Below are 25,983 nucleotides of genomic sequence, written 5' to 3'. Positions count from 1 at the left end.
CTTCATTCAGCACCAGTCGTGAACGGTCAATAGTTAATGCAGCGCTGGTGGGAAGTGCCAGTGATAATATAAATATACCGGAAAAGTACACAGAGATTAATTTCATTATATCACCACTTAATACAGAATATTCAGGACTTAACACCTGGAATCACTGGAAATAATGTTTCAGGCAATTTATATAACAGGGAATTAAAACTGGATAATTGTTTGTACCGATCGATAAATATATATTGATAAAATACAGCTATCGTATCTTGATGATTGATCGTTTATACCTATTGAAAAATAGGAAATTTTTAAGGGATAAAAATTTATCCTGTCAGAACAAAGTGAGATTCCTGCATGCATTTTAAGAAAATTCACCTTTATTTATCCTATTTTAAAATAAATTTTATGTAGAATAACCCAGGAATATTCACCGACGTTATTCCTGGATTATTCTGATTTAATAAATCATCATCTATCTAACTTATTCTCGGTCAGAAAAAAAATAGTAAAATCGCGGCTTAAAATATTTGACCAAAATAAATCCCACCCCAGTATTCTAAGCAGTGATTAAGTTTTATTTATATAAAAAAAGAAAATAATCTCCCTGAAAGGGACGGCATGTGAATGCATCCCAACATTAGAAATTTTTCTGTTCTTCCATTTCAGTAGAGACTTAGCTTATGGTTTACATTTTATATCGCCGAAATATACCCATCCTGGTCATCCCGACAGAATTGCAGATATTCATTGTCGGATATTTATAAGTTCAGCTTTTTCAAGTCTACAAATCAAATAGAGAGAGAATGTAAGTATCCCGTTAAAACGGGCTCTTCACTTTTTTGTCGTAAGGGAAACCTGCGTTTGGCGGTACGTAACCCAATACCGCAGGCGACGCCTGAGTCACTTAACCAGGGCGTGTCCATGATTTTATGCATGATGCGCTGCTCTGCAGCAGGCGCTTCCGGACATTTAATATGATGGATGGTGGATGACTTTAACCGTGAGGCTCTTGACATAGAAATCGACCTAAATATTCCGGCCCGTCGAGTGGTCAGAGTGCCGGACAGAGTAATGGCAAATCGCAGATATCCGCTGAAGATGCGAATGGGCCGGAATTAGCCTCACTGGCGCTACCACAATGGGCTGAAGAGCATGGTGTAGTTCTGGCATTTATCAAACCGGGTACTGGAGTAATACGATGCACATTATTAATGCTGAAGAACAGCACATTACCGCAATACGCAATATTTATGCTCACCATGTCCTGCATGGTACAGGTAGTTTCGAAACCGAACCTCCGGATACGCAGGAGATGCTTAACCGACTGAAAAGCATTCAGTCGCGGGGACTTCCCAGGTTTATCGCTCTGCAGGGCGATACGGTCATCGGCTACTGTTATATTTCCCGTTACCGCGAACGCCATGCCTATCGGTTTACGGTTGAAAATTCGATATATATTGATCCGGCGTATCAGCGACAGGGGGTCGGAAAAGCACTGCTCGATCATGCATTAAAATGGGCCGAGTCTCAGGGATATCGTCAGATGATTGCTGTTGTGGGTGACAGCGCTAACGTCGCTTCTGTTGCGCTGCATATCCGCGCAGGATTTACTGAAACAGGCACATTAAAGAACATTGGTTTCAAACATGGCCGCTGGCTTGACACGGTTTTGCTGCAAATGAAACCTGGTGAAGGAAATAGTACTCTGCCAGAAGATTCAGGTCTTATGCTCTGAGGCAGGAATAAGGGGGCATCTGCCCCCTTTATATTTATTTCAATCGTTTACCTGTTTCATCAACGACTTTCTCGCCGTCTTCCTTAGCAAATGCCCCTTTTTGCGCATCCGAAAGAATATCCAGAACAACTTCTGACGGACGGCACAGGCGCGTTCCCAACGGTGTCACCACAATCGGACGGTTAATCAGGATCGGATGCTGAAGCATAAAATCGATTAACCGATCGTCAGTAAACTTATCTTCCGCCAGCCCCAGTTCTTCATAAGGTTCGACGTTTTTGCGCAGCAAAGCCCGGACTGAAATGCCCATATCTGCAATGAGTTTGACCAGCTCATTGCGTGACGGTGGATTTTCAAGGTAATGAATGACGGTCGGTTCATTACCGCTGTTGCGGATCATCTCCAGTGTATTACGCGACGTTCCGCAGGCCGGGTTGTGATAAATGATAATGTTGCTCATATCAGTGTCTCATTACAGAGTAAAAGAGAGACGTAGCGCCAGCGCCGCCAGCGTTACAAACAGCACAGGCAGAGTCATGACGATCCCGGTGCGGAAATAGTATCCCCAGGTGATGGTCATGTTCTTCTGTGAAAGGACATGTAGCCAGAGCAGCGTTGCCAGGCTACCAATCGGTGTAATTTTCGGCCCCAGATCGCAGCCAATCACGTTAGCGTAAATCATCGCCTCTTTGATAACGCTGGTTGCGGTACTGCCATCGATAGACAGCGCGCCAACCAGCACAGTAGGCATATTGTTCATAATGGAAGAGAGGAAAGCCGTCAGGAAGCCAGTGCCAAACGTCGCGGCCCAGAGTCCTTTATCCGCCAGTACATTCAGCACACCTGAAAGGTATTCGGTTAGCCCGGCGTTGCGCAGACCGTAGACCACCAGATACATCCCCAGCGAGAAGATGACTATCTGCCACGGCGCACCACGCAGCACTTTGCCGGTGTTGATGGCATGGCCTCGTTTCGCCACCGCAAACAGAATGACAGCCCCTACGGCAGCAATCGCGCTGACCGGAATACCGAGAGGTTCGAGGACGAAAAAGCCAACCAGCAGAAGAATCAACACCATCCAGCCGGTTCTGAACGTTGCCAGATCGTTGATCGCTTTCGCGGGCTCTTTCAGGCGTTCCAGGTCATACGCTGGCGGAATATCCTTGCGGAAAAACAGATGCAGCATCACCAGCGTGGCAATAATCGCGGCGATATCCACCGGCACCATAACAGACGCGTATTCCGTAAATCCCAGTTGGAAGAAATCAGCCGAAACGATGTTGACCAGATTTGAGACGATAAGCGGCAGGCTGGCTGTATCGGCAATAAAACCAGCAGCCATGACGAATGCTAATGTGGTGCTTTTACTGAAGCCTAGCGCCAGCAGCATGGCGATAACAATCGGCGTCAGAATAAGTGCCGCGCCATCGTTGGCAAACAGTGCCGCCACCGCTGCGCCGAGCAGAACGATATACGTAAACAGCAAACGACCTCGACCACTGCCCCAACGCGAAACATGCAGCGCTGCCCATTCGAAAAAGCCAGACTCATCAAGAAGCAGGCTGATAATAATCACGGCAATAAAGGTCGCCGTCGCATTCCAGACGATATTCCACACCACGGGGATATCACCAAAATGGACAACGCCTGAAATCAACGCCAGTACCGCGCCAAGCGTCGCACTCCAGCCGATCCCTAATCCCTTCGGCTGCCAGATAACCAAAACGATGGTCAGGACAAAAATAGCGCCTGCCAGTAACATAACTCCTCCAGACAGGGCAGCTCTACCCGCCCTGTATACATAAAAAAATTAAAAAACCAGCGCTCTGAGTTTGTCGATGCCAGTGGGTTCTGAAGCCAGTACCGGTACTAACGCGATACGTTTGGCATGCATGTTTTGCACAGCCTCGATCTGAGGAAGCTCTTATTGAGCACGTAGACAAAGCAGTGGTGAATGCGTCTGTGCAATAGAAAGGCTGTTATTGATAATCCAGCCCCAGGGATGAATCCCCGCACGTTCCAGATCGGACTGCAGGTTTGCCGCTTCCAGCACAGGTGTGGTTTCAGGCAGAGTGACCAGCAGCACTTTGGTACGTTCCGGGTCCTGAAGCTGCATCATCGGCGTGGTAAAATGACCTTTATCTCCCATCTTCCTGGCAATCTCACGGTGATAAGCCCCGGTTGCATCAAGCAGTAATAGCGTATGCCCGGTAGGTGCCGTATCCATGACCACAAACCGTTTACCGGCTTCGCGGATGACGCGTGAGAACGCCTGGAACACCGCAATCTCTTCTGTGCAAGGAGAACGTAAATCCTCTTCGAGCAGCCGTTTCCCCGCTTCATCCAGATCCCGGCCCTTCGTCTCAAGAACATGCTGACGATAGCGTTCGGTTTCATCGTGAGGGTTGATTCGGCTGACCTGCAGATTCTCGAGGCTACCATTCAGTGTTGTACTCAGGTGTGCTGCAGGATCTGAGGTAGTGAGATGCACATCAAAACCCTTATCTGCCAGACTGACGGCGATAGCCGCAGCCATTGTGGTTTTACCCACACCACCTTTACCCATCAACATAATCAAACCGTGTTCACTACGGGCGATATCATCGACCAGGACAGACAGCGACATATTCTCTGGTTTGTTCTGCATACTCTGTACAGGAATCGATGCTGGCTCTGCATATTCGTTGAGCAAGCCTTTCAGGGCGGCCACGCCAACCATGTTCAGCGGCTGAAGGAATAACGTGTCTGTCGGCAACGCAGATAACCCGGTGGGCAGATTTGCCAGTGCTTCCTGCTCCCGTTGCCATATCGCAGCGGCCAGGACGTCATGTTCTGCTTCAGTTGCAGGCAGAACGCCATTAATCACCAGATACTGGTTTTTCAGGCCAATGGCTGCCAGTTCATCATGCGTGCGGGCGACTTCCTGCAGCGTTGATTTTTGCAATCGCGCGACCAGCACCAGGCGGGTACGTTCGGGATCGGATAACGCCTCTACCGCGTGAGCATACTGCTCACGCTGCTTTTCCAGCCCGGCCATTGGGCCAAGACAGGATGCGCCATCCGGATTACTTTCAATGAAGCTACGCCAGGCGCCGGGAAGCTGAAGAAGGCGGATAGTGTGGCCCGTCGGCGCTGTATCAAAAATGATGTGATCGAAGCGGGTCAGCAGGGAAGCGTCTGTCAATAAGCCGGTGAACTCATCAAACGCCGCAATCTCAGTGGTACAGGCTCCTGAAAGCTGCTCGCTGATACTGTTAACGACCTCATCAGGCAGAAGACCTTTGATAGGATCAACGATTCTGGCGCGGTATTGCCGGGCAGCTTCCTGCGGGTCAATCTCCAGAGCAAAAAGCCCAGGAACTGCCGTAACAGGGTGAATGCTGTTACCGATAGCCTGATCGAATACCTGGCCGACATTGGAGGCCGGATCGGTACTGACCAGCAAAACCCGCTTACCCTGTTCAGCAAGGCGGATAGCCGTCGCGCAGGAAATAGACGTTTTTCCTACACCTCCCTTACCGGTAAAAAACAGGTAAGGCGGGATGTTCTGTAAGAATTTCATCTGTCCTCCCGACATGGTCAACAACAGGGACTATTTCCACCACAGCAGCTTGTTGGCGCTAATCCCACCTTCTCCAGCGGAATACCAAACCAGCGAGCCAGCTCAGCGCGTTTGGGGTAGCGTCCTGCCATCACCGTTTCGCCGTCCAGCAACAGCAGTGGAAGCCCTTCTGCCCCAGATACTTCAAGGAATGCTTTCGCTTTTGCGTTCTGAACAAAGCTCATGGGCTGCTGCGCCAGGTTGTAACGTTCAACCTGCACGCCACGTCCTTTCAGCCATTGCACATCAGCAGAGAAATCGACCAGAACCTGGTCGACATCTGAACCACAAACGCCAGTACTGCAGCACATCGCCGGATCAAACACCGTTAACGTTTTCATACCCAACACCTCACATTCGAAAAATCATATATGTTCAGGCAAATTTTTTAGATACAAATAGCCTTACCGCTACCAGAGCAGTTTGTCGATGCCAGCTTACTGGCGATGGCCTGTACATCGTCCTGTTGGCTTAACCAGGCCTGCTCAATCACCTGAGCAGCCCAGGATGGAATATGCGGGGACAGGCGATAGTGAACCCATTTACCCTGTTTGCGATCCAGTAATAGACCACTTTCCCGCAGCATTGCCAGATGGCGGGAAATCTTGGGCTGAGAGTGATCCAGCGCCGTGCAGAGATCGCACACGCACAACTCTCCCATCTCTCTGAGCAGCAACACGATCCCCAGGCGGGTTTCATCGGAAAGGTTCTTGAAGAGTTGTAAGGACGATAATTGCGGCATAAGCCCTCCTGCTGTTATCTCGCAGTTTCTCTCTGCAACGGTACAATGTCAAAATTATATTTGAATTTTCATATATGAAAGAAGCGAGACGACTCACCATCACTTACCCGGGGGGAGCACTGTTGAGTTCAATAGACGAATAGAATGCTATAACTGCTGATTTATCAAGGATAAATTGAGTTTGGTAGACTTCAGGAGACTTGAGGAGACTTGAGTTTGGAGCGGGCGAAGGGAATCGAACCCTCGTATAGAGCTTGGGAAGCTCTCGTTCTACCATTGAACTACGCCCGCGCTGGAGTGAGAGCCATTATAAACGTTCGCACCTCACTGGCAAGAGGCTACCTGGCTAAGTGATGGTATTTTAAGCTTCTTGCCCCCTCCGGCCAGTCAGCAGGAGGGCGATTTTCCCTGCGCCGGCAGGTAGCGCTGCGGGTCGATAGCCGTCGCCCGGTAGCGAATCTGGAAATGCAGACGCACCGAATCTGCGCCGGTATTGCCCATTGTGGCGATTTTCTGCCCTGCCTTCACCTGCTGACCGTTACTGACCAGCAATTGATCGTTGTGCGCATAAGCGGTGATGTAATCCTCATCGTGTTTAATCATGATGAGATTACCGTAACCGCGCAGCTGATTCCCGGCATAAACCACCTTCCCGGCGGCGGAGGCGTACACCGGCGTCCCTTTACTTCCGGCAATATCAATACCCTTGTTGCCCCCCTGGGCGGTGGAATATGGCAGCACCACCTTGCCGGATGCCGGCCAGCGCCAGCAGCGCTTACCCGGCGCTGGCCAGTTGGCAGGAGAAACGGCGGAAGAACCGCCTGGCCGGGCGGCAGTTTTAGTCGTAGGGGATTTACTCGCAGCCGTTGAGCTCTTCTTCGCGGTGGCGGCGCTCGCGCTGCCCTTCACCCGCAGCTTTTGCCCCACCAGTAGCGTATAGGGAGAACGCAGGCCATTCAGACGCGCCAGTTCACCGACCGACGCTCCGGTGGCGCGGGAAACCCGGTACAGGGTATCGCCTTTTTTCACCGTCCAGGTCGAACCGGAATAGTTTCCGGATGAGGCTTTACTGGTCGGCGCTTTATTCGATGAGCAGGCCGCCAACATCACCACACACAGTACACAGACCAGGTGTCGGCACCAGCGCGAATATCGGCTTCCTTTGCTCACGTCTTCCCCTTTACGGATGAATTGGCTGTCTCTGGGTGGAGAGTTTATCATCATGAACCGGCCGCGCCCAAATCCGGGCATCGCCCACGGACGACAGGCAAGAAAAAGGGGTGACACCATGTCACCCCTCTGTTCGGCCGCAATCCGCTTATTTAACCGGACGCATCGCCGGGAACAGGATCACGTCGCGAATGGTGTGGCTGTTGGTAAACAGCATCACCATTCGGTCAATACCAATCCCCAGACCCGCGGTCGGCGGCAGGCCGTGCTCCAGCGCGGTAACGTAGTCCTCGTCATAGAACATCGCTTCGTCATCGCCGGCGTCCTTCGCCGCAACCTGATCGGCAAAACGCTGCGCCTGATCTTCAGCATCGTTGAGCTCCGAGAAGCCATTGCCGATTTCGCGGCCGCCGATGAAGAACTCAAAGCGATCGGTGATCTCCGGGTTCACATCATTACGGCGCGCCAGCGGAGAGACTTCTGCCGGATATTCGGTAATAAAGGTCGGCTGGATCAGGTGCGCTTCCGCCACTTCTTCGAAGATCTCGGTGACAATGCGCCCCAGACCCCAGCTTTTCTCAACATTGATACCGATCGTTTCGGCGATCGCTTTCGCGCTGGCGAAATCGTCCAGATCCGACATATCGGTTTCCGGACGGTATTTCTTAATAGCTTCGCGCATGGTCAGCTTTTCAAACGGCTTGCCGAAGTCGAAGCTGTACTCGCCGTACGGTACCTGGGTAGTGCCGAGAACATCCTGCGCCAGAGTACGGAACAGAGATTCGGTCAGTTCGATAAGATCTTTATAATCCGCGTACGCCATATAGAGTTCCATCATGGTGAACTCAGGGTTATGACGCACCGAAACGCCTTCGTTACGGAAGTTACGGTTAATCTCGAACACCCGCTCGAAGCCGCCGACCACCAGACGCTTAAGGTACAGCTCCGGCGCGATACGCAGATACATATCGAGATCCAGCGCATTGTGATGGGTGATAAACGGACGCGCCGCGGCGCCGCCCGGGATCACCTGCATCATCGGCGTTTCCACTTCCATAAAACCGCGGCCGACCATGAACTGGCGAATACCGGCCATCAATTGGGAACGGACCTTAAAGGTGTGGCGCGATTCTTCGTTAGAGATCAGATCCAGATAACGCTGGCGATAGCGGGTTTCCTGATCCGCCAGACCGTGAAACTTATCCGGTAGCGGACGCAGAGCTTTGGTCAACAGACGCAGCTCGCTACAGTGAATCGACAGCTCGCCGGTTTTGGTTTTGAACAGCTTTCCGCGGGCGCCAAGGATATCGCCGAGGTCCCACTTCTTGAACTGCTCGTTGTACACCCCTTCCGGCAGATCATCGCGGGCCACATACAGCTGAATCCGGCCGCCGACATCCTGCAGGGTCACGAAAGAAGCTTTCCCCATGATACGGCGCGTCATCATACGACCGGCAACGGCCACTTCGATATCCAGCGCTTCCAGCTCTTCGTTTTCTTTCGCGTCGTACTGCGCGTGCAAAAAGTCAGAGGTGTGGTCGCGGCGAAAATCATTCGGGAAGGCAACGCCCTGCTCACGCAGCGCCACCAGCTTTTCGCGACGGGTTTTCAGCTCATTATTCAGATCGGCTGCCGCGTCAACGCCCGGTACTTGTTGTTCAGACATGGTGATTCTTATAACCCCGCTTTCAAACTTGCTTCAATAAACTTGTCCAGGTCGCCGTCCAGCACCGCCTGGGTATTGCGGGTTTCTACCCCGGTACGCAGGTCCTTGATACGGGAGTCGTCCAGCACATAAGAGCGAATCTGGCTGCCCCAGCCAATATCGGACTTGTTGTCTTCCATGGCCTGTTTTTCGGCGTTCTTCTTCTGCATTTCCAGCTCGTAGAGCTTGGCCTTCATCTGCTTCATCGCCTGGTCTTTGTTTTTGTGCTGAGAACGGTCGTTCTGGCACTGGGTCACCAGACCAGTGGGAATATGGGTAATACGCACCGCGGATTCGGTACGGTTTACGTGCTGACCACCGGCGCCGGACGCGCGGTAAACGTCAATACGCAGGTCCGCCGGATTGATCTCAATATCAATATCATCATCCACTTCCGGGTAAACAAACGCCGAGCTAAACGAGGTGTGGCGACGGCCGCCGGAATCAAAGGGACTCTTACGCACCAGGCGGTGAACGCCGGTTTCAGTGCGCAGCCAGCCGTACGCGTAATCCCCCTGGATTTTGATAGTGACCGATTTAATACCCGCCACTTCGCCTTCCGACTCTTCAATCACCTCGGTTTTGAAACCGCGCGCTTCCGCCCAGCGCAGATACATACGCATCAGCATACTGGCCCAGTCCTGCGCCTCGGTGCCGCCGGAACCGGCCTGAATATCCAGATAGCAATCGGCGCCGTCATACTCGCCGGAGAACATGCGGCGGAACTCCAGTTGGGCGAGTTTCGCTTCCAGCTGATCCAGCTCAACCACCGCTTCGTTAAAGGTCTCTTCGTCGTCGGCTTCTACCGCCAGCTCCAGCAGACCGGAAACATCCTCCAGCCCCTGGCTCATCTGGTCGAGGGTATCGACCACCGCTTCCAGCGAGGAGCGCTCTTTACCCAGCGCCTGGGCGCGTTCGGGTTCATTCCAGACATCCGGCTGTTCCAGCTCGGCGTTTACTTCTTCAAGACGTTCTTTCTTCGCATCGTAGTCAAAGATACCCCCTAAGAACGTCACTGCGTTCCGTGAGATCCTGGATGCGGTTTTTTACCGGATTAATTTCAAACATGGTCTGTAGAATCTTATGTTGATGACAGAAGATGAATTCAGAATTGCAAACGCCAAAGTTTACCGGATTTGTGGCGTTTTTTATAGCGAATCCTCGGGGGCCAGGCATGCCGGCCCCGTCTGGCGCTTTACCGTGTATCCGTCAGCTCTGGCGAGGCAGGCTATCCCCCGGACGGGAGCGGCCAGAGTTTATCGATAATCAGTTGCAGGCTGCGGTTGCCGCGAAATTCATTCACGTCAAGCTTATAGGCCAGTTCCACTTCGCGCACCCCGGGATCCGGCCAGCGGGTGGTATCGATATTAAACGCGATACCGTCGAGCATCAGGCTGCGATCGGGGGTTTCCAGCATCAGTTTGAGATGGCGATCCCCGACCAGGCGCTGCTGCAAAATACGAAAACGCCCGTCGAACAGCGGCTCCGGAAACATTTGCCCCCACGGGCCGGCGTCGCGCAATAACTCCGCCATTTCGAGCGTCATTTCAGCAGCATCCAGCGGACCGTCAGACCAGATTTCGCCCTGTAGCAGGGCCGGATCGATCCACTCCCCCACCAGCTCAGCAAAACGCGCCCGGAATTCATCAAAACGCGCCGTTTCCAGCGACAGTCCCGCCGCCATGGCGTGGCCGCCAAACTTAAGCATCAGCCCCGGATGCAGCGTATCCAGCCGCTCCAGCGCATCGCGCATATGCAGCCCCTGCACTGAACGACCGGAGCCTTTCAGGGTACCGTCGCCGGCGGGGGCAAAAGCGATCACCGGGCGGTGAAAACGCTCTTTAATACGCGACGCCAGAATCCCCACCACCCCCTGATGCCATTCGGGATGGTACAGCGCCAGGCCGGAAGGCAGCGCTTCACGCTGACGGCTGAGCTCATCGCACAGAGTCAGCGCCTCAGCCTGCATCCCCTGTTCAATCTCCTTGCGGGTCTGATTCAGGGCGTCCAGTTCATTGGCCAGTACCCGCGCCTCGCCGAGGCTATCGCACAACAGCAGCGCCACCCCGACAGACATATCGTCGAGCCGCCCGGCGGCGTTAAGGCGCGGCCCGAGCGCAAATCCCAGATCGGTGGAAGTGAGCCGACGCGCATCGCGGTTGGCCACTTCCAGCAGGGCGCGAATACCGGGCCGGCATTTACCGGCGCGGATCCGGCTCAGCCCCTGCCAGGTAAGAATTCGGTTATTGGTATCCAGCGGCACCACATCTGCAACCGTACCGAGCGCCACCAGATCGAGATATTCCGCCAGATTCGGCTCCGGGATCCCGCGGGCGCTGAACCACGCCTGCTCGCGTAAATAAGCGCGCAGCGCGAGCATCAGATAGAACGCCACGCCAACCCCGGCCAGCGATTTGGAAGGGAACTCACAGTCCGCAAGATTGGGATTAATGATCGCATCGGCGCCGGGAAGCTGTTCGCCCGGCAGGTGGTGATCGGTTACCAGCACCGGTATCCCCAGTTCGTGAGCCCGGATAACGCCGCTGTGGGAAGAGATACCGTTATCCACCGTCATAATGACCTGGGCGCCAAGGCCATGCGCCTGATCCACAACTTCCGGACTCAGGCCATAACCGTCTTCGAAGCGGTTCGGCACCAGGTAGCTGATGCGCCGACCGCCCATACTGCGCAGGGCCAGCACGCTCAGGGCGGTACTGGTCGCGCCGTCGGCGTCGAAGTCCCCTACTACCACGATGTGACGATCGTCGCGCAGCGCGTCATAAAGCATAGCGACGGCTTTATCCATACCGTTAAGCTGGCGCCAGGGCAGCATCCCCTTGACGCTACGCTCCAGATCCTCAGCGCCGCGCACGCCGCGGCTGGCGTACAGCCGTCTTAACAGCCGCGGAAGGTTATCCGGCAGTAGCGCCGAATCATCCACCACCCGACGGCGTAGTTGTATTTCTCTTTCCACCCGTTACTGACCACCCGCGCTCATTTTCTGGTGCGCGTCAAGAAACGCCTTCAGCTCTTTCGGGCCCTGATAGCCCGGGATCAGCGTCCCGTTGCCCAGCACCATCGCTGGCGTACCCTGAACGCCGAACTGCACGCCCAGCGTATAGTGTTTGGTCAGATCGATAGCACAGTTTGCCGCCGCCACTTCACCGCCTTTCACGGCCGTATCAAAAGCCGCATTGCGATCTTTGGCGCACCAGATGGCGCGCATGTCTTTCTCTGCCTGGCTCTGCACGCCCTGACGCGGGAACGCCAGATAACGTATGGTAATCCCCAGCGCGTTGTAATCTTTCATCTGCTCGTGGAGTTTGTGGCAGTAGCCGCAAGTGGTATCGGTAAAGACGGTGATAACGTGTTTCTCGTCCGCCGCTTTATATACGATCATTTCATTTTCCAGGGCTTTCAGCTTACCCAGCAGCAACTGGTTAGTCACATTGACAGGCTGTGCGCCGCTGACATCGTACATCGGCCCCTGGATAATATGTTTGCCGTCTTCGGTCACATAAAGTACGCCGCTCTCGGTCAACACGGTTTTCATACCGGCCACCGGCGCCGTTTGTATCTCTGCGTTCTGGATCCCCAGCTTCGCCAGAGACTGTTTCACCGCGGCGTCATCTGCGTGAGCGAATCCCGCCGCCGTCGCTGCCAGGAGGGAGAGCAGCCAAAAACCTTTCTTCATCGTATTTCCTTTCTGAATATCCGGCACTCACGCCCGTGGGTGGTGCTGTTGATGTAACTGACGTAAACGTTCAGTGGCGACATGGGTATAAATCTGGGTTGTCGATAAATCGCTGTGCCCCAGCAGCATCTGCACCACCCGCAAATCCGCGCCGTGATTGAGCAAATGGGTGGCGAAGGCATGGCGCAGCACATGGGGCGATAATTTTTCAGCATCAATCCCCGCCAGCAGCGCATAGTGCTTAATGCGGTACCAGAACGTCTGGCGGGTCATCTGCCGGGCGCGGTTGCTGGGAAACAGCACATCGCTGGTCTGGCCGTTCAACAGCCAGGGCCGCCCGTGGGTCAGGTAATTTTCCAGCCACCAGACCGCCTCTTCCCCCAGCGGCACCAGCCGTTCCTTGTTCCCTTTACCAATTACCCGCACCACGCCCTGGCGCAGACTGATGTCGCTGATAGTCAGCCCCACCAGCTCAGAGACGCGCAGCCCGGTTGCATACAGTAGTTCCAGCATCGCCTTATCGCGCAGCTCAACCGGCTGATCGACAACCGGCGCCTGTAGCAGACGCTCGACCTGCGCTTCACTGAGATCCTTCGGCAACCGCTGCGGCAGCTTTGGCGACGCCAGCAGCGCGCTCGGATCGTTATCGCGCAGTTTTTCGTGATACAGATACTGAAACAGCCGGCGCAGCGCGCTGAGCAGACGCGCGGAGCTGGTGGCTTTATAACCACCTTCCACCCGCTCGGCAAGCAGCGCCTGTAAATCATCCGACCCGACACGCAATAAATCCTGCCCGCGGTGGTGCAGCCACTCCGCGGTCATCTTCAGGTCGCGGCGGTAGGCGTTGAGCGTATTTTCAGCCAGATTGCGCTCCAGCCAAAGGGTATCAAGAAATTGTTCAATGCGGGCTAAATCCTGTTCCACACGCGCCTCACTGTGTTCAATACCTGCTCCTGCCCATTCGCGCCGAACGCGACAGGAACGGTCATTATGCCTGATTGCGGCGCCGATCTGGTACACTGACCCGCACGCCGAATCAAAATTGAGTTTTATTCACTATGAAGATTGGTCTTTTTTACGGTTCCAGTACCTGCTACACCGAAATGGCGGCGGAAAAAATTCGCGACATCATCGGCAATGAGCTGGTAACGCTGCACAACCTGAAAGATGACGCCCCCACGCTGATGGAGCAGTACGACGTGCTGATCCTCGGCATCCCGACCTGGGATTTTGGCGAACTTCAGGAGGACTGGGAAGCGTGCTGGGAGCGCCTCGATACCCTGAACCTGAAAGATAAAATCGTAGCGCTGTACGGCATGGGCGATCAGATGGGCTATGGCGAATGGTTCCTTGACGCGCTGGGTATGTTGCACGATAAGCTCGCGCCGCTGGGAGTGAAATTTATCGGCTACTGGCCGACGCAAGGCTATGAATTCACCAGCCAGAAACCCGTCATCGCCGACGGCCAACTGTTTGTCGGCCTGGCGCTGGATGAAACTAACCAGTATGACCTGAGCGACCCGCGCATTGAGGCCTGGTGCGAACAAATTCTTGACGAAATGGCCCAGCAGTTCTCCTGAGTATCAGGAGTCTCGTATGAGCAACTGACGCAGCTCGCGCCACTCGCGTTTACCCATACTGTCCGCCGCCAGCCACAGGTGCTGGTAGCGGCGGCGATCGGCGCGCTTCAGGCGCAGCAAAATACCGCTCTGCAACATCCACGGGTTACCGACCATTTGCCACTCTCTCCCCTGCCACTTAATGCGCTTTTGCTGCAGCAGTTTGATCTCCCCCTGGCGCGCATGAATGCGCCGCTGACTGCGCACGCAATCAAACACCACCAGCGACAGCAGTAACAGCCAGATAAGCGTCCAGGTCATGGGCCACGGCGCCAGCAAAATAGCGCCCGCCAGCACGCCGTGGATCAGCAGCGACAACCACTGGGAGCGCCACGATACCCGTAAATCAGATTGCCACAGGACCACGATCCCGGTTCCGCTGTTGAATCAGTTGCACCATACGCTGAAGTCCGGCGTCCTCAGGCTTACCGTGGTTCATCAGCCAGTTGAACAGATCGGGATCGTCACACTCCAGTAGCCGGATAAACAGCCGTTTATCATCATCGGTGAGAGTGTCATATTCGTATTCGAAGAACGGCATAATGGAAATATCCAGTTCGCGCATGCCGCGGCGGCAGGCCCAGTGAATACGGGCTTTATTATTGATATCCATAGTTTCCTTCCTGTTACAGTCCAGGGCGATGGGTGATAGTGTAACGTGTTTTCACGCGCAGGATAACAATGTTACCGTCGGCAATGGGTGCTAAACCGCGGCACAGACGCCAAAGGGCACAAATCGTCGCTGTCGGGGCTTGCAATGGCGGACGGCTCTTTTACCATTAGGCTCTATAACGACCAGGCGCTTAACCAAAAACCAGGACTCTGATATGGCATTCACTCCCTTCCCTCCACGCCAGCCCGAGGCTGCCGCCCGGCTACCGCTGACGCTTATCTCTCTTGAAGACTGGGCCCTCGCCACAATCAGCGGCGCGGACAGCGAAAAATATCTGCAGGGACAGGTGACCGCCGATGTTGCCCAACTGGCGGACAACCAGCATCTGCTGGTAGCCCACTGCGACGCCAAAGGCAAAATGTGGAGTAACCTGCGCCTGTTCCATCATGGCGAAGGCTTTGCGTGGCTCGAACGCCGCAGCGTACGCGATGCACAGTTGACCGAGCTGAAAAAATACGCGGTGTTTTCCAAAGTGGCCATCGCCGCCGACGACGACGCGGTGCTGTTGGGTCTGGCGGGTTTCCAGGCCCGCGCCGCGTTGAGCGTCATCTATAGCAACCTGCCGGATGCGCAGAACCCGCTAACCCGCGACGGCGCTACCACCCTGCTGTGGTTTGATCTGCCTGAAGAGCGTTTTTTGATTATCACTGACGCGCAAAACGCCCGGACGCTGGTTGAAGGGCTGCGCGATAAAGCCGCCCTGAACAATAGCGATCAGTGGCTGGCGCTGGATATTGAAGGCGGGCTACCGGTTATCGACGCGCCGACCAGCGCCCAGTTCATTCCCCAGGCCACTAATCTCCAGGCACTGGGCGGTATCAGCTTTAAAAAGGGCTGCTATACCGGCCAGGAGATGGTCGCGCGGGCCAAATTCCGCGGCGCCAATAAACGCGCGCTGTGGACACTGGTCGGCAACGCCGGGCGGGTGCCGCAGGCCGGGGAGGATCTGGAGCTGCAGATGGGCGATAACTGGCGACGCACAGGTACGGTTCTGGCCGCCGTACGGCTGGATGACGCCACACTGCGGGTGCAGGTGGTCATGAACAACGACATGGAACCCGCCAGCGTCTTCCGGGTACGCGACGACGCGGGCGGTACGCTGGCGATTATGCCGCTGCCTTATTCACTGGAAGAGAGCGCCTGAGCCCATTCCCCGCGATAGCGGGAACTATTCAGCCCCGGCGACAAGCGCCGTTTCCGGGGCCTGGTGATTTTCTGATTACCTGACATACAGGTAAATCGCCAGGAAGTGGCAGACACTGCCCCCCAGCACAAAGCCGTGCCAGATGGCGTGGTTAAAGGGGATACGCTTACTGACATAAAAGATCACCCCCAGCGAATAGACGATACCTCCCACCGCCAGCAGGGTAACGCCGCCGGGAGAGAGCTTCACCGCCAACTGGTAGATAACAATCAGCGACAGCCAACCCATGGTCAAATAGGTGACCAGCGACAGCACCTTAAACCGATGCGCCACGGTAAGTTTGAACAGAATACCGAGCAGCGCCAGGCTCCAGATAACAATCATCAACCCTCTGGCCAGCGGCGAATCGAGCCCCACCAGTAAAAATGGCGTGTAAGTGCCGGCGATCAGCAGGTAAATCGCGCAGTGATCGAACTTCTTCAGCCAGCGTTTCGCCTTCTCATGGGGAATGGCGTGATACAGCGTGGAGGCGAGAAACAGCAGAATCATACTGCCGCCGTACAGGCTATAGCTGGTGATCGCCATTGCGCTGGCGTTGGCGTCCGCCGCCTGAACCAGCAACAGTACCAGTCCGACAATCCCGAACACCAGGCCAATACCGTGGCTGATACTGTTGGCTATCTCCTCAGCCAGCGAATACCCTTTGGCAAGATACTGATTGTCTTTCAGGCCGCGTTTCCGGGCCGTCTCTCCCTGCACAGATGCGCCATCCTGCGCAAGCGGAATGATTTTTTGTGATGGTGATTCAGTAACCATAAAGCTCCCCCAGGAAGCGAACAAAAATGTAGCAGCACCGATAGCCTAACTGAGAATGATTTCAGTGAACACCTGTTAGCTAAAAAAAATTATGTGACCTGATGTAACCTGTGATCGGCCCCTCACCGCGCTCCCTGGACATCCCTCATCAACACACATCGGCAGCCTGCGGCAATGCCGGGTATAATCCCGTCACTAACCGATTGAAGGAGTTAACCATGTCACCACTGCCGGGCGAGGCATTACAGCAGACGATTTCGTTCCTGATGGAGCTGGATAAACTTAAACGGGTGGAGCGGCGTACCCGTCTGCTGAACCATGGCCGGCTGGAGAATTCCGCCGAGCACAGTTGGCATTTCGCCATGGCGGCTTTCAGCCTTGCCCCGTGGGCGCCGGCGGGCGTCGATATTCAACGCGTCATTCAGATGGCGTTATTGCACGACATTGTGGAAATCGACGTCGGCGACGTGCTGGTCTACGATTTGGCGGGCCGTGAAGCCATCGCCCTGCAGGAGGCCGCCGCCGCCCGGCGTCTGTTTGGTCTGCTGCCAGCGCCGCAGGGTGAGGTATTTCTGCAACTGTGGCAGGAGTATGAGGCGGGAATCAGCGCCGATGCCCGCTTCGCCAGCGCTATCGATCGCCTGCTGCCGGTGATTCAGAACCTCCACAACCAGGGGCAGAGCTGGCAGGAGAACCAGATCTCGCTGGAACAGGTATTGACCCGCAACGCCAGCGTCGGCGAGGTTTTCCCGGCGCTCTGGCAGCATGTGCAGCAGCAACTGCATGTCGCCCGGGAAAAAGGTTGGTTGCGCTAAAATCGTATCTGATACACTGCGCTCAGTCCTTATCCCGGGCTGAGCCCATACAGCATAAAGGGAACCCACACGTGTCGATGTTTACCCACTCCGCAATCGCCAGCCTGAACGCTCTGGAAATGATGGTCTACAACTACATCATCAAAAACCGTGACCAGGTGATGTATATGACCATTCGCGAGCTGGCTGCGGCGGCAGAGGTATCCACCACCACCGTGCTGCGTTTTTGTCGTAAACTGGGCTGCGAAGGCTATTCCGAATTCCGGGTGCGCTTTAAATTATATCTGGAGCAAAATGAGCCGCAGCACAGCCATTTCGGCGCCAGCGAAATTATGAGCTTCTTTAAAAGCGTCAATAATGACGAATTTGAGGATTTACTCGACCGGGCTGTTGAGATCATTCTGCAATCCGAGCGTATTATATTTGTCGGCGCCGGTACCTCCGGCGCCCTGGCAAAATATGGCGCGCGATTTTTCTCCAACGTCGGGAAATTCAGTAATCACATCGACGATCCTTATTTTCCGGTCACCAACGATATGGCAAGAAACGCGCTGGCGATCGTGCTGTCCGTCTCCGGTGAAACCGAAGAGATCCTGCGTTTCGCCAGTCAGTTCAGCCTGCACCACTGCAAAGTGCTTTCCGTCACCAGCCACGATAATTCGCCGCTGGCGAAACTGGCTGATTTCAATATTTCCTGGTATATTCCCCAAACCCGTATTGGCGGCGTCTACGATATTACTACTCAGATTCCGGTGATTTATATTCTGGAAACCCTGGGACGTAAACTGGCGAGAAAACTGGCGTAAAAAAACATTACGTTTTTTTCGTGTAACAAGTTACCGGCGCTCGCTGGTGTTATATCGTGACTTTTAAATTTCCTTTTGCCAGAATTTATTCCAGCCTATATTCACATCTCTGCCGGCACAATACGCGCTTTTTTCTGGCAGAACAGTCACAGGAATTCAGCAAGATGAAAAAACCCACGTTACCAAAAGACTTTCTCTGGGGCGGCGCAGTAGCTGCGCACCAGGTGGAAGGGGGCTGGAACCAGGGCGGTAAAGGCCCGAGCATCTGCGATGTACTGACCGGCGGCGCCCACGGCGTTCCCCGGGAGATCACCCGGGAAGTGATCCCCGGAAAGTACTATCCGAACCACGAAGCCGTGGATTTCTATGGCCGCTACCAGGAAGATATCAGGCTGTTTGCCGAAATGGGCTTTAAATGCTTCCGCACCTCGATTGCCTGGACGCGCATCTTCCCGAAGGGCGATGAATCGCAGCCGAACGAAGCCGGGCTGAAGTTCTACGATGATCTGTTCGATGAACTGCTGAAATACAATATTGAGCCGGTGATCACCCTGTCGCACTTCGAGATGCCGCTGCATCTGGTGCAGAAATACGGCGGCTGGACCAACCGTAAGGTAGTGGATTTCTTTGTACGCTTTGCCGAAGTGGTCTTTGAGCGTTACAAAAACAAGGTCAAATACTGGATGACCTTCAACGAAATCAACAATCAGCGCAACTGGCGCGCGCCGCTGTTTGGTTACTGCTGTTCCGGCGTGGTCTATACCGAACACCCTAACCCGGAAGAGACCATGTACCAGGTGCTCCATCACCAGTTTGTCGCCAGCGCGCTGGCGGTCAAAGCGGCGCGGCGGATCAACCCGGACATGAAAATCGGCTGTATGCTGGCGATGGTGGCGCTGTACCCCTTCTCCTGCAAGCCGGAAGATGTGATGTTTGCGCAGGAATCAATGCGTGAGCGCTACGTCTTCACCGATGTGCAATTGCGCGGCTACTACCCTTCCTATGTACTCAATGAGTGGCAGCGTCGCGGCTTTAATATCCGGATGGCCGAAGGCGACAGCGAGATCCTGCGTGACGGCACCTGCGACTACCTGGGATTCAGCTACTACATGACCAACGCGGTACAGGCTGAAGGCGGCAACGGCGACGCTATTTCCGGCTTTGAAGGCAGCGTTCCCAACCCGCATGTTAAAGCATCCGACTGGGGCTGGCAGATTGACCCGGTAGGCCTGCGCTACTCGCTGTGTGAACTGTATGAGCGCTATCAAAAACCGCTCTTTATCGTCGAAAACGGTTTCGGCGCCTATGACAAGGTGGAAGCGGACGGCAGCATCAACGACGATTACCGTATCGATTATCTGCGCGCCCACATCGCAGAGATGATAAAAGCCGTCACCTACGACGGAGTGGATCTGATGGGCTATACGCCGTGGGGCTGCATTGACTGCGTTTCCTTCACCACCGGGCAGTACAGCAAACGCTATGGTTTTATTTATGTCAACAAACATGACGACGGCAGCGGTGATATGTCCCGGTCGCGTAAGAAAAGCTTCGCCTGGTATCAAAAAGTCATCGCCAGCAACGGCGAAGATATCTGACCCTTTCCGGGGCGCCGCGGCGCCCCTGCGTCACTGAACATTTCCAGCGCCTGGTATAACGGATTAATATCCACCAGGCCGTTGATTGATGATAGCCGCAATGAATTCTGTGACCAGTGCGACGTTTTTTATTTTCTCTCAGCGTGGTGATTGTTAATTATTATAAATTACGAATGATATTCACTCCGCTTATCTGCAGGCCAAAAAGTTAATTTTTTAGCTACTCCAGGCGACCAGAAGGCTTATTTATTTGCGCCCCATCACCCTTTTACCGGTTATATTACTTCCGTTCCCATTGCGTTGTTTTTTAAGAAATCCCCATCATAGGCAAAAGCTATTTTAACGATAGAGAAAGCCAGTCTTTGTCATTGACGGTGGTCAACAACCGACCAGGGTATAACCCGGCACTATAGGCCCGCAGCACATGGTTAAATAATATTAATGTGAGCAATATCTCTGAAGGGAAGACGCAATGAATAAAATAACAAAACTCACAGCCATCGCCATTGCTGGCGGCGCACTGTGTTATTTCGGGCTGGCAGGCTACGTGTGGTATTACGACACACAGCGCGTGGCAAAAATTCCGATGCAAACCTCCGCCTCGGCGCAGAACAACCAGGTACTCGGTATTCTCCGGGACAAAGGTTGTGATTACTGCCATACCCCCTCCGCCGAATTGCCGTTTTACGCCTCCTTCCCCATCGCAAAACAGTTGATGGATTATGATATCCAGCTCGGCTACAAATCGTTCAACCTGACCCCGGTGCGGGAAAGTCTGATCGAAGACAAGCCGGCGCCGCAGAGTGACCTGAACAAAATTGAATGGGTGATGCAGAATCAAACCATGCCGCCCACCCGCTATGTGGCCCTGCACTGGGCTGGCAGCGTGGACGAAGCTGAAAACAAGGTGCTGATGGACTGGATAGCCAAACAGCGCGAACAATTCTATACCAGTGAAGACACCGCGCCGCAGCACCGCAACGAGCCGGTGCAGCCGATTCCGAAGTCGCTGCCGGTCGATAAAGACAAAGTCGCCCTCGGGTTCCGGCTGTATCACGATCCGCGTCTGTCCGGGGATAACTCTATTTCCTGCGCCCACTGCCATCAGTTAGGCGCCGGCGGGGTCGATGGTCTGAAAACCTCAACCGGCGTTGGCGGCGCGATAGGCCCGATCAACGCGCCGACGGTCTTTAACTCGGTGTTCAACATTGAGCAGTTCTGGGATGGCCGCGCGCCAACTCTGCAGGCGCAGGCTGGCGGGCCGCCGCTCAACCCTATCGAGATGGCCTCCAAATCCTGGGAGGAAATCATCGGTAAGTTGAGTCAGGATGAGATCCTCAGCCGCGACTTTACAGCGGTGTACCCGGAAGGATTTACCGGCGACACCATCACCGACGCTATCGCCGAATTTGAGAAGACCCTGATAACCCCGGACTCTCCGTTCGACCAATGGTTGCGCGGCGATGATAACGCGATTACCGCCCAGCAGAAGCGCGGTTACCAGTTGTTTAAGGATAACAAGTGCGCCACCTGCCACGGCGGGATTATTCTCGGCGGCCGCTCGTTTGAACCGCTGGGTCTGAAGAAGGACTTTAACTTCGGCGAAGTGACCGACGTAGATATTGGTCGTATGAATGTGACCGAGGACGTACGCGATCGTCTGCGCCAGAAAGTCCCGACGCTGCGTAACGTGACCCTGACTGCGCCGTACTACCACCGCGGCGACGTAGAGACACTGGATGAAGCGGTGAAACTGATGCTGCGCCACCAGGTGGGTACCGAACTGCCGCAGCAGGATGTGAACGACATCGTCGCATTCCTTGAGAGCCTGACCGGCGTATATACGCCGTACCCTGTTCAGTAAACCTCGTAAGCCGCCTTCTGTAACCGGAAGGCGGTTTTTTCAACGATCACTGCATACCCGTCTACTGTCATTCAACCACCACCATGTCTGAGTGACAGCCACGCTATTACTTGAGATTTGCACAACAGCATCCAGTAGCGCAGGCACATAACGCCAGCGACCGACTAACAACCACAACCGTGACCACAAGCCACAGCCACGCCATTACTTCAGAATTACGCGATATCACAGCGTGGGTTTTCGCTTCCCCGCTGGAAATCGCTGAAACGAAGGCCGCCAGACAAGGACCCGGCGCCACGGATGGCGCCGGGGGGGCATGCCGAGACAGGACGTCGAGTCATGCCCGGTCCGCGGGATAAGGCCGGGAGTGGAAGGGACCGCGAAGCGGCGATTTCCCTTGCGGGGCCGCGAGGGGTGTCGGGGAGCGAGCGGGACGCTCCCCGACCCGTTCACCGATAACCGGCGTAGCAAAAAGCGCCAGACATAAAGTGAACGGAAAAAACAGCGTCATGCGAGGGATATCGGGGAACGGGCAAAGCGCTCCCCGACCCGTTCACCGATAACCGGCGTAGGAAAAAGCGCCAGGCATAAAGTGAACGGAAAAAACAGCGTCATGCGAGGGATATCGGGGAACGGGCAAAGCGCTCCCCGCCCCGTTCACCGATAACCGGCGTCAGCAAAAAGCGCCAGACATAAAGTGAACGGAAAAAACAGCATCATGCGAGGGATATCGGGGAACGAGCAAGGCGCTCCCCGACCCGTTCACCGATAACCGGCGTCAGCAAAAAGCGCCAGCCATAAAGTGAACGGAAAAACCAGCATCATGCGAGGGATATCGGGGAACGGGCCAAGCGCTCCCCGCCCCGTTCACCGATAACCGGCGTAGGAAAAAGCGCCAGGCATAAAGTGAACGGAAAAACCAGCATCATGCGAGGGATATCGGGGAGCGCGCAAAGCGCTCCCCGACCCGTTCACCGATAACCGGCGTCAGCAAAAAAGCGCCAGACATAAAGTGAACGGAAAAAACAGTGTCATGCGAGGGATATCGGGGAACGAGCAAGGCGCTCCCCGCCCCATACAAGAATCAGCTAACTCCCCTACTGATACTCACTCATCGGCACACAAGCACAAAACAAATTCCGGTCCCCATACACATCATCCAGACGCTTCACGGTCGGCCAGTACTTATTGCCGGAACCCGCCGGGAATACCGCCAGCTCGCGGCTGTACGGATGTGTCCATTCCCCGACCAGTTCCTGCTGCGTATGCGGCGCGTTCACCAGCGGGTTGTCCTCCAGCGGCCACTCACCGGCCACCACCCGATCGATCTCGCTACGAATCGTCAGCATCGCATCGATAAAGCGATCGAGCTCAACCTTACTTTCCGATTCGGTCGGCTCCACCATCAGCGTCCCGGCCACCGGGAATGACATGGTCGGGGCGTGGAAGCCAAAGTCGATCAGCCGTTTGGCGATATCCAGTTCGCTGATACCGGTCTCTTCCTTCAGCGGACGGATATCGAGAATACATTCGTGAGCCACGCGTCCATCACGGCCGGTATATAGCACCGGATAAGCGGACTTAAGGCGGGTAGCGATATAGTTGGCGTTGAGAATAGCAACCTGGCTGGCCTGCTTCAGCCCCTCAGCCCCCATCATACGGATATACATCCAGCTGATCGGCAGAATAGAAGCGCTGCCGAACGGCGCTGCGGATACCGCTCCCTGGTCGGTCAGCAGTTCGTCGATCTGCACCACGCTGTGGCCGGGAACGAACGGCGCCAGATGCGCTTTCACGCCGATCGGCCCCATGCCCGGTCCGCCGCCGCCGTGGGGAATGCAGAAGGTTTTGTGCAGGTTAAGGTGCGACACATCGGCGCCGATAAAGCCCGGCGTGGTAATCCCCACCTGAGCGTTCATATTGGCGCCGTCGAGGTATACCTGGCCGCCGAACTGGTGAACAATCTCGCATACTTCACGGATCGTCTCTTCATAAACCCCATGAGTGGAGGGATAGGTCACCATAATGCACGACAGATTTGCCGCCGACTGCTGCGCTTTTTCACGCAGATCGGCCAGATCGATGTTGCCCTGTTTATCACAGGCCACCACGACAACCTGCATCCCCGCCATCTGCGCAGAGGCCGGGTTCGTACCGTGGGCGGAGCTGGGGATCAGGCAGATATCGCGATGCCCTTCATTACGGCTCTGATGGTAACGGCGAATCGCCAGCAGACCGGCGTATTCCCCCTGCGCGCCGGAGTTCGGCTGCATACACAGCGCATCATAACCGGTCAGTTTCACCAGCCAGCCGGAGAGCTGGGCAATCATGCGCTGATAGCCTTCCGCCTGGTCCGGCGGGCAGAACGGATGCAGCTCGGCGAATTCCGGCCAGGTGATGGGGATCATTTCCGCCGCCGCGTTGAGCTTCATGGTGCACGATCCCAGTGGGATCATCGCCTGATTCAGCGCCAGATCCTTACGTTCCAGGCTATGCATATAGCGCATCATCTCGGTTTCGCTATGGTAGCGGTTAAATACCGGATGAGTCAGGATGGCATCATCGCGCAGCATGGCGTCTGGCAGCGAACGGCTGTCGTTGGCCACCTCTTTATCCAGCGCTGCAACGTCCAGCCCGTGACCTTCGCCAAGCAGCACATCAAACAGCGCCAGTATGTCGTCGCGGGTCGTGGTTTCATCAAGAGTGATACCCACCGCATTCAACACATCGCTGCGCAGGTTGATCTCGCGCGCCGTGGCGCGGGCCAGCACCGCGGCTTTATCCGCCACTTCCACACACAGCGTATCGAACCAACTGGCATGGCGCAGGGCGATCCCTTTGGCGCGCAGGCCAGCGGCAAGAATATCGGTAAAGCGGTGAATGCGCCGGGCGATACGCTGCAAACCTTGCGGCCCGTGATATACCGCGTACATGCTGGCGATATTGGCCAGCAGGACCTGAGAGGTACAGATATTCGAGTTAGCTTTCTCGCGGCGGATATGCTGCTCGCGAGTTTGCATCGCCATACGCAGCGCGGTATTACCCGCCGCGTCGCGCGACACGCCGATAATCCGTCCCGGCATAGCGCGTTTGTATTCATCCCGGGCGGCAAAAAATGCCGCGTGCGGACCGCCATAGCCCATCGGCACCCCAAAACGCTGAGCGGAACCGAAGACTATATCCGCCCCCTGTTTGCCAGGCGCGGTGAGCAACACCAGCGCCATCAGGTCGGCGGCTACGCTTACCACTACTTTGCGCGCTTTCAGTTCGCCGATCAGCGCCGCATAATCATGAACCTCGCCGGTAGTTCCTGCCTGCTGCAGCAAAACGCCGAAGACATCCTGATGATCGAGCGCCCGACAGGCGTCATCGACAATCACCTCAAAGCCGAAAGTTTCCGCGCGGGTACGCACCACGTCCAGGGTCTGGGGATGGACATCCGCCGCCACAAAGAAGCGGTTGGCGTTTTTCAGTTTGCTCACCCGCTTCGCCATCGCCATGGCTTCCGCCGCCGCGGTGGCTTCATCCAGCAGAGATGCCGAAGCCATATCCAGACCGGTTAAATCCAGAGTCACCTGCTGGAAGTTCAGCAGCGCTTCCAGACGCCCCTGGGAAACTTCAGGCTGATAAGGCGTGTACGCCGTATACCAGCCCGGATTCTCAAGGATATTGCGCAGGATCACCGGCGGCAGTTGCACCGCGCTGTACCCCATACCGATAAACGATTTGAAGCGTTTGTTCAGGCCAGCGATGGCTTTCAGCTCCGCCAGCGCAGCGAATTCAGTCGCCGCCTCGCCGGTCTGTGGCGGCTGGGGCAGATGAATATCGGCCGGAACGATTTGCTTAATTAATGCCGCTAAGGATTCAGCGCCAATTGCATTCAGCATCTCCTGCTGTTGTTGGGCTGAAGGGCCAATATGGCGATCGATAAAGGCTTCGCTGTGTTCCAGCTGACGTAAAGTCTGGGTCATGGGCGGTATTTCCTGAAACATCGGTAAAGGAATGGCGAC

21 protein-coding genes, 1 tRNA gene and 2 pseudogenes are annotated in these 25,983 nt (G+C 55.1%); 8 read left to right on the top strand and 16 right to left on the bottom strand.

All coding sequences use genetic code 11. The features are described 5' to 3' along the window. Positions 1-828: 828 nt before the first annotated feature. Positions 829-1,175, top strand: a pseudogene (locus AQ981_RS26055) (IS3 family transposase); the annotation flags it as partial. Positions 1,176-1,189: 14 nt separating this feature from the next. Then, the gene (locus AQ981_RS12035; RefSeq protein WP_058911990.1) at positions 1,190-1,726 is read left to right on the top strand and encodes a GNAT family N-acetyltransferase; all 537 of its coding nucleotides are present in this window, start codon (positions 1,190-1,192) and stop codon (positions 1,724-1,726) included. 34 nt (positions 1,727-1,760) lie between these two features. Here the strand turns inward: AQ981_RS12035 and arsC are convergent, their stop codons facing one another. From arsC to xerD, 12 genes and pseudogenes are all read right to left on the bottom strand, one after another. After that, positions 1,761-2,186, bottom strand: a complete 426-nt coding sequence (gene arsC, locus AQ981_RS12030) for a glutaredoxin-dependent arsenate reductase (RefSeq protein WP_058911989.1) — start codon at positions 2,184-2,186, stop codon at positions 1,761-1,763. Positions 2,187-2,198: 12 nt separating this feature from the next. Further along, positions 2,199-3,488, bottom strand: a complete 1,290-nt coding sequence (arsB, locus tag AQ981_RS12025) for an arsenite efflux transporter membrane subunit ArsB (RefSeq protein WP_058911988.1) — start codon at positions 3,486-3,488, stop codon at positions 2,199-2,201. Positions 3,489-3,536: 48 nt separating this feature from the next. Then, a pseudogene (arsA, locus tag AQ981_RS12020) lies at positions 3,537-5,288 on the bottom strand (arsenical pump-driving ATPase). A gap of 17 nt (positions 5,289-5,305) precedes the next feature. Then, entirely contained in the window at positions 5,306-5,668 is a 363-nt protein-coding gene (gene arsD, locus AQ981_RS12015) for an arsenite efflux transporter metallochaperone ArsD (RefSeq protein WP_058911987.1), read from the bottom strand. A 47-nt stretch (positions 5,669-5,715) separates the two neighbouring features. Next, positions 5,716-6,069 carry an As(III)-sensing metalloregulatory transcriptional repressor ArsR gene (arsR, locus tag AQ981_RS12010; protein WP_058911986.1) on the bottom strand — a complete coding sequence of 118 codons (354 nt, stop codon included), beginning with the start codon at positions 6,067-6,069 and terminating at the stop codon, positions 5,716-5,718. A gap of 217 nt (positions 6,070-6,286) precedes the next feature. Then, positions 6,287-6,360 (bottom strand) — tRNA-Gly (locus tag AQ981_RS12005). A 96-nt stretch (positions 6,361-6,456) separates the two neighbouring features. After that, the gene (actS, locus tag AQ981_RS12000) at positions 6,457-7,176 is read right to left on the bottom strand and encodes an amidase activator ActS (RefSeq protein WP_121500651.1); all 720 of its coding nucleotides are present in this window, start codon (positions 7,174-7,176) and stop codon (positions 6,457-6,459) included. Positions 7,177-7,387: 211 nt separating this feature from the next. Continuing rightward, a complete protein-coding gene (gene lysS / locus AQ981_RS11995; RefSeq protein ID WP_058911985.1) occupies positions 7,388-8,905 on the bottom strand; it encodes a lysine--tRNA ligase in 1,518 nt (505 codons plus the stop codon). A gap of 8 nt (positions 8,906-8,913) precedes the next feature. Then, a protein-coding gene (prfB, locus tag AQ981_RS11990; protein WP_121500650.1) for a peptide chain release factor 2 occupies positions 8,914-10,012 on the bottom strand; the annotation gives its coding sequence in 2 pieces (ribosomal slippage) (positions 8,914-9,936 and positions 9,938-10,012; 1,098 coding nt in all). Positions 10,013-10,172: 160 nt separating this feature from the next. After that, the gene (gene recJ, locus AQ981_RS11985) at positions 10,173-11,918 is read right to left on the bottom strand and encodes a single-stranded-DNA-specific exonuclease RecJ (RefSeq protein ID WP_058911984.1); all 1,746 of its coding nucleotides are present in this window, start codon (positions 11,916-11,918) and stop codon (positions 10,173-10,175) included. A gap of 3 nt (positions 11,919-11,921) precedes the next feature. Then, positions 11,922-12,638, bottom strand: a complete 717-nt coding sequence (gene dsbC, locus AQ981_RS11980; RefSeq protein WP_058911983.1) for a bifunctional protein-disulfide isomerase/oxidoreductase DsbC — start codon at positions 12,636-12,638, stop codon at positions 11,922-11,924. A 27-nt stretch (positions 12,639-12,665) separates the two neighbouring features. Then, positions 12,666-13,562 (bottom strand): site-specific tyrosine recombinase XerD, encoded by an 897-nt coding sequence (xerD, locus tag AQ981_RS11975; protein ID WP_058911982.1) that lies wholly within the window; start codon positions 13,560-13,562, stop codon positions 12,666-12,668. A 134-nt stretch (positions 13,563-13,696) separates the two neighbouring features. Between xerD and fldB the strand changes: the two genes are divergently transcribed. Then, positions 13,697-14,218, top strand: a complete 522-nt coding sequence (gene fldB, locus AQ981_RS11970) for a flavodoxin FldB (protein ID WP_058911981.1) — start codon at positions 13,697-13,699, stop codon at positions 14,216-14,218. A gap of 3 nt (positions 14,219-14,221) precedes the next feature. On the opposite strand, the gene AQ981_RS11965 is transcribed toward fldB, so the two are convergent. Further along, complete coding sequence (locus AQ981_RS11965; RefSeq protein WP_058911980.1) at positions 14,222-14,623, bottom strand: protein YgfX; 402 nt, start codon at positions 14,621-14,623, stop codon at positions 14,222-14,224. Then, positions 14,604-14,870, bottom strand: a complete 267-nt coding sequence (sdhE, locus tag AQ981_RS11960; RefSeq protein ID WP_058911979.1) for an FAD assembly factor SdhE — start codon at positions 14,868-14,870, stop codon at positions 14,604-14,606. The genes AQ981_RS11965 and sdhE overlap by 20 nt, the downstream gene beginning before the upstream one ends. Positions 14,871-15,084: 214 nt before the next feature. Here sdhE and ygfZ point away from each other — a divergent pair, with 214 nt between their 5' ends. After that, positions 15,085-16,074 carry a tRNA-modifying protein YgfZ gene (gene ygfZ / locus AQ981_RS11955; RefSeq protein WP_058911978.1) on the top strand — a complete coding sequence of 330 codons (990 nt, stop codon included), beginning with the start codon at positions 15,085-15,087 and terminating at the stop codon, positions 16,072-16,074. A gap of 75 nt (positions 16,075-16,149) precedes the next feature. Here ygfZ and trhA read toward each other — a convergent pair whose 3' ends face one another. Further along, positions 16,150-16,890, bottom strand: coding sequence for a PAQR family membrane homeostasis protein TrhA (gene trhA / locus AQ981_RS11950; protein WP_249226309.1), 741 nt, complete (start codon positions 16,888-16,890; stop codon positions 16,150-16,152). Positions 16,891-17,108: 218 nt separating this feature from the next. Between trhA and AQ981_RS11945 the strand changes: the two genes are divergently transcribed. The 4 genes from AQ981_RS11945 (at position 17,109) to AQ981_RS11930 (ending at position 21,973) form a co-directional block, all read left to right on the top strand. After that, complete coding sequence (locus AQ981_RS11945) at positions 17,109-17,705, top strand: HD domain-containing protein (protein ID WP_058911977.1); 597 nt, start codon at positions 17,109-17,111, stop codon at positions 17,703-17,705. A gap of 77 nt (positions 17,706-17,782) precedes the next feature. Beyond that, the gene (locus tag AQ981_RS11940; protein WP_058911976.1) at positions 17,783-18,511 is read left to right on the top strand and encodes a MurR/RpiR family transcriptional regulator; all 729 of its coding nucleotides are present in this window, start codon (positions 17,783-17,785) and stop codon (positions 18,509-18,511) included. 164 nt (positions 18,512-18,675) lie between these two features. Further along, on the top strand, positions 18,676-20,109 hold the full coding sequence (locus AQ981_RS11935; RefSeq protein WP_058911975.1) for a 6-phospho-beta-glucosidase: 1,434 nt from the start codon (positions 18,676-18,678) through the stop codon (positions 20,107-20,109). Between the two features lie 472 nt (positions 20,110-20,581). Further along, positions 20,582-21,973 (top strand): cytochrome-c peroxidase, encoded by a 1,392-nt coding sequence (locus tag AQ981_RS11930; RefSeq protein WP_058911974.1) that lies wholly within the window; start codon positions 20,582-20,584, stop codon positions 21,971-21,973. 1,097 nt (positions 21,974-23,070) lie between these two features. Here AQ981_RS11930 and gcvP read toward each other — a convergent pair. Continuing rightward, the gene (gene gcvP, locus AQ981_RS11925; RefSeq protein ID WP_058911973.1) at positions 23,071-25,944 is read right to left on the bottom strand and encodes an aminomethyl-transferring glycine dehydrogenase; all 2,874 of its coding nucleotides are present in this window, start codon (positions 25,942-25,944) and stop codon (positions 23,071-23,073) included. Positions 25,945-25,983: the final 39 nt, after the last annotated feature.

This window comes from Entomohabitans teleogrylli (assembly GCF_001484765.1).
In the GTDB taxonomy this organism is placed as follows: Bacteria; Pseudomonadota; Gammaproteobacteria; order Enterobacterales; family Enterobacteriaceae; genus Entomohabitans; species Entomohabitans teleogrylli.
This window is presented reverse-complemented; position numbering and strand designations above follow the sequence as displayed.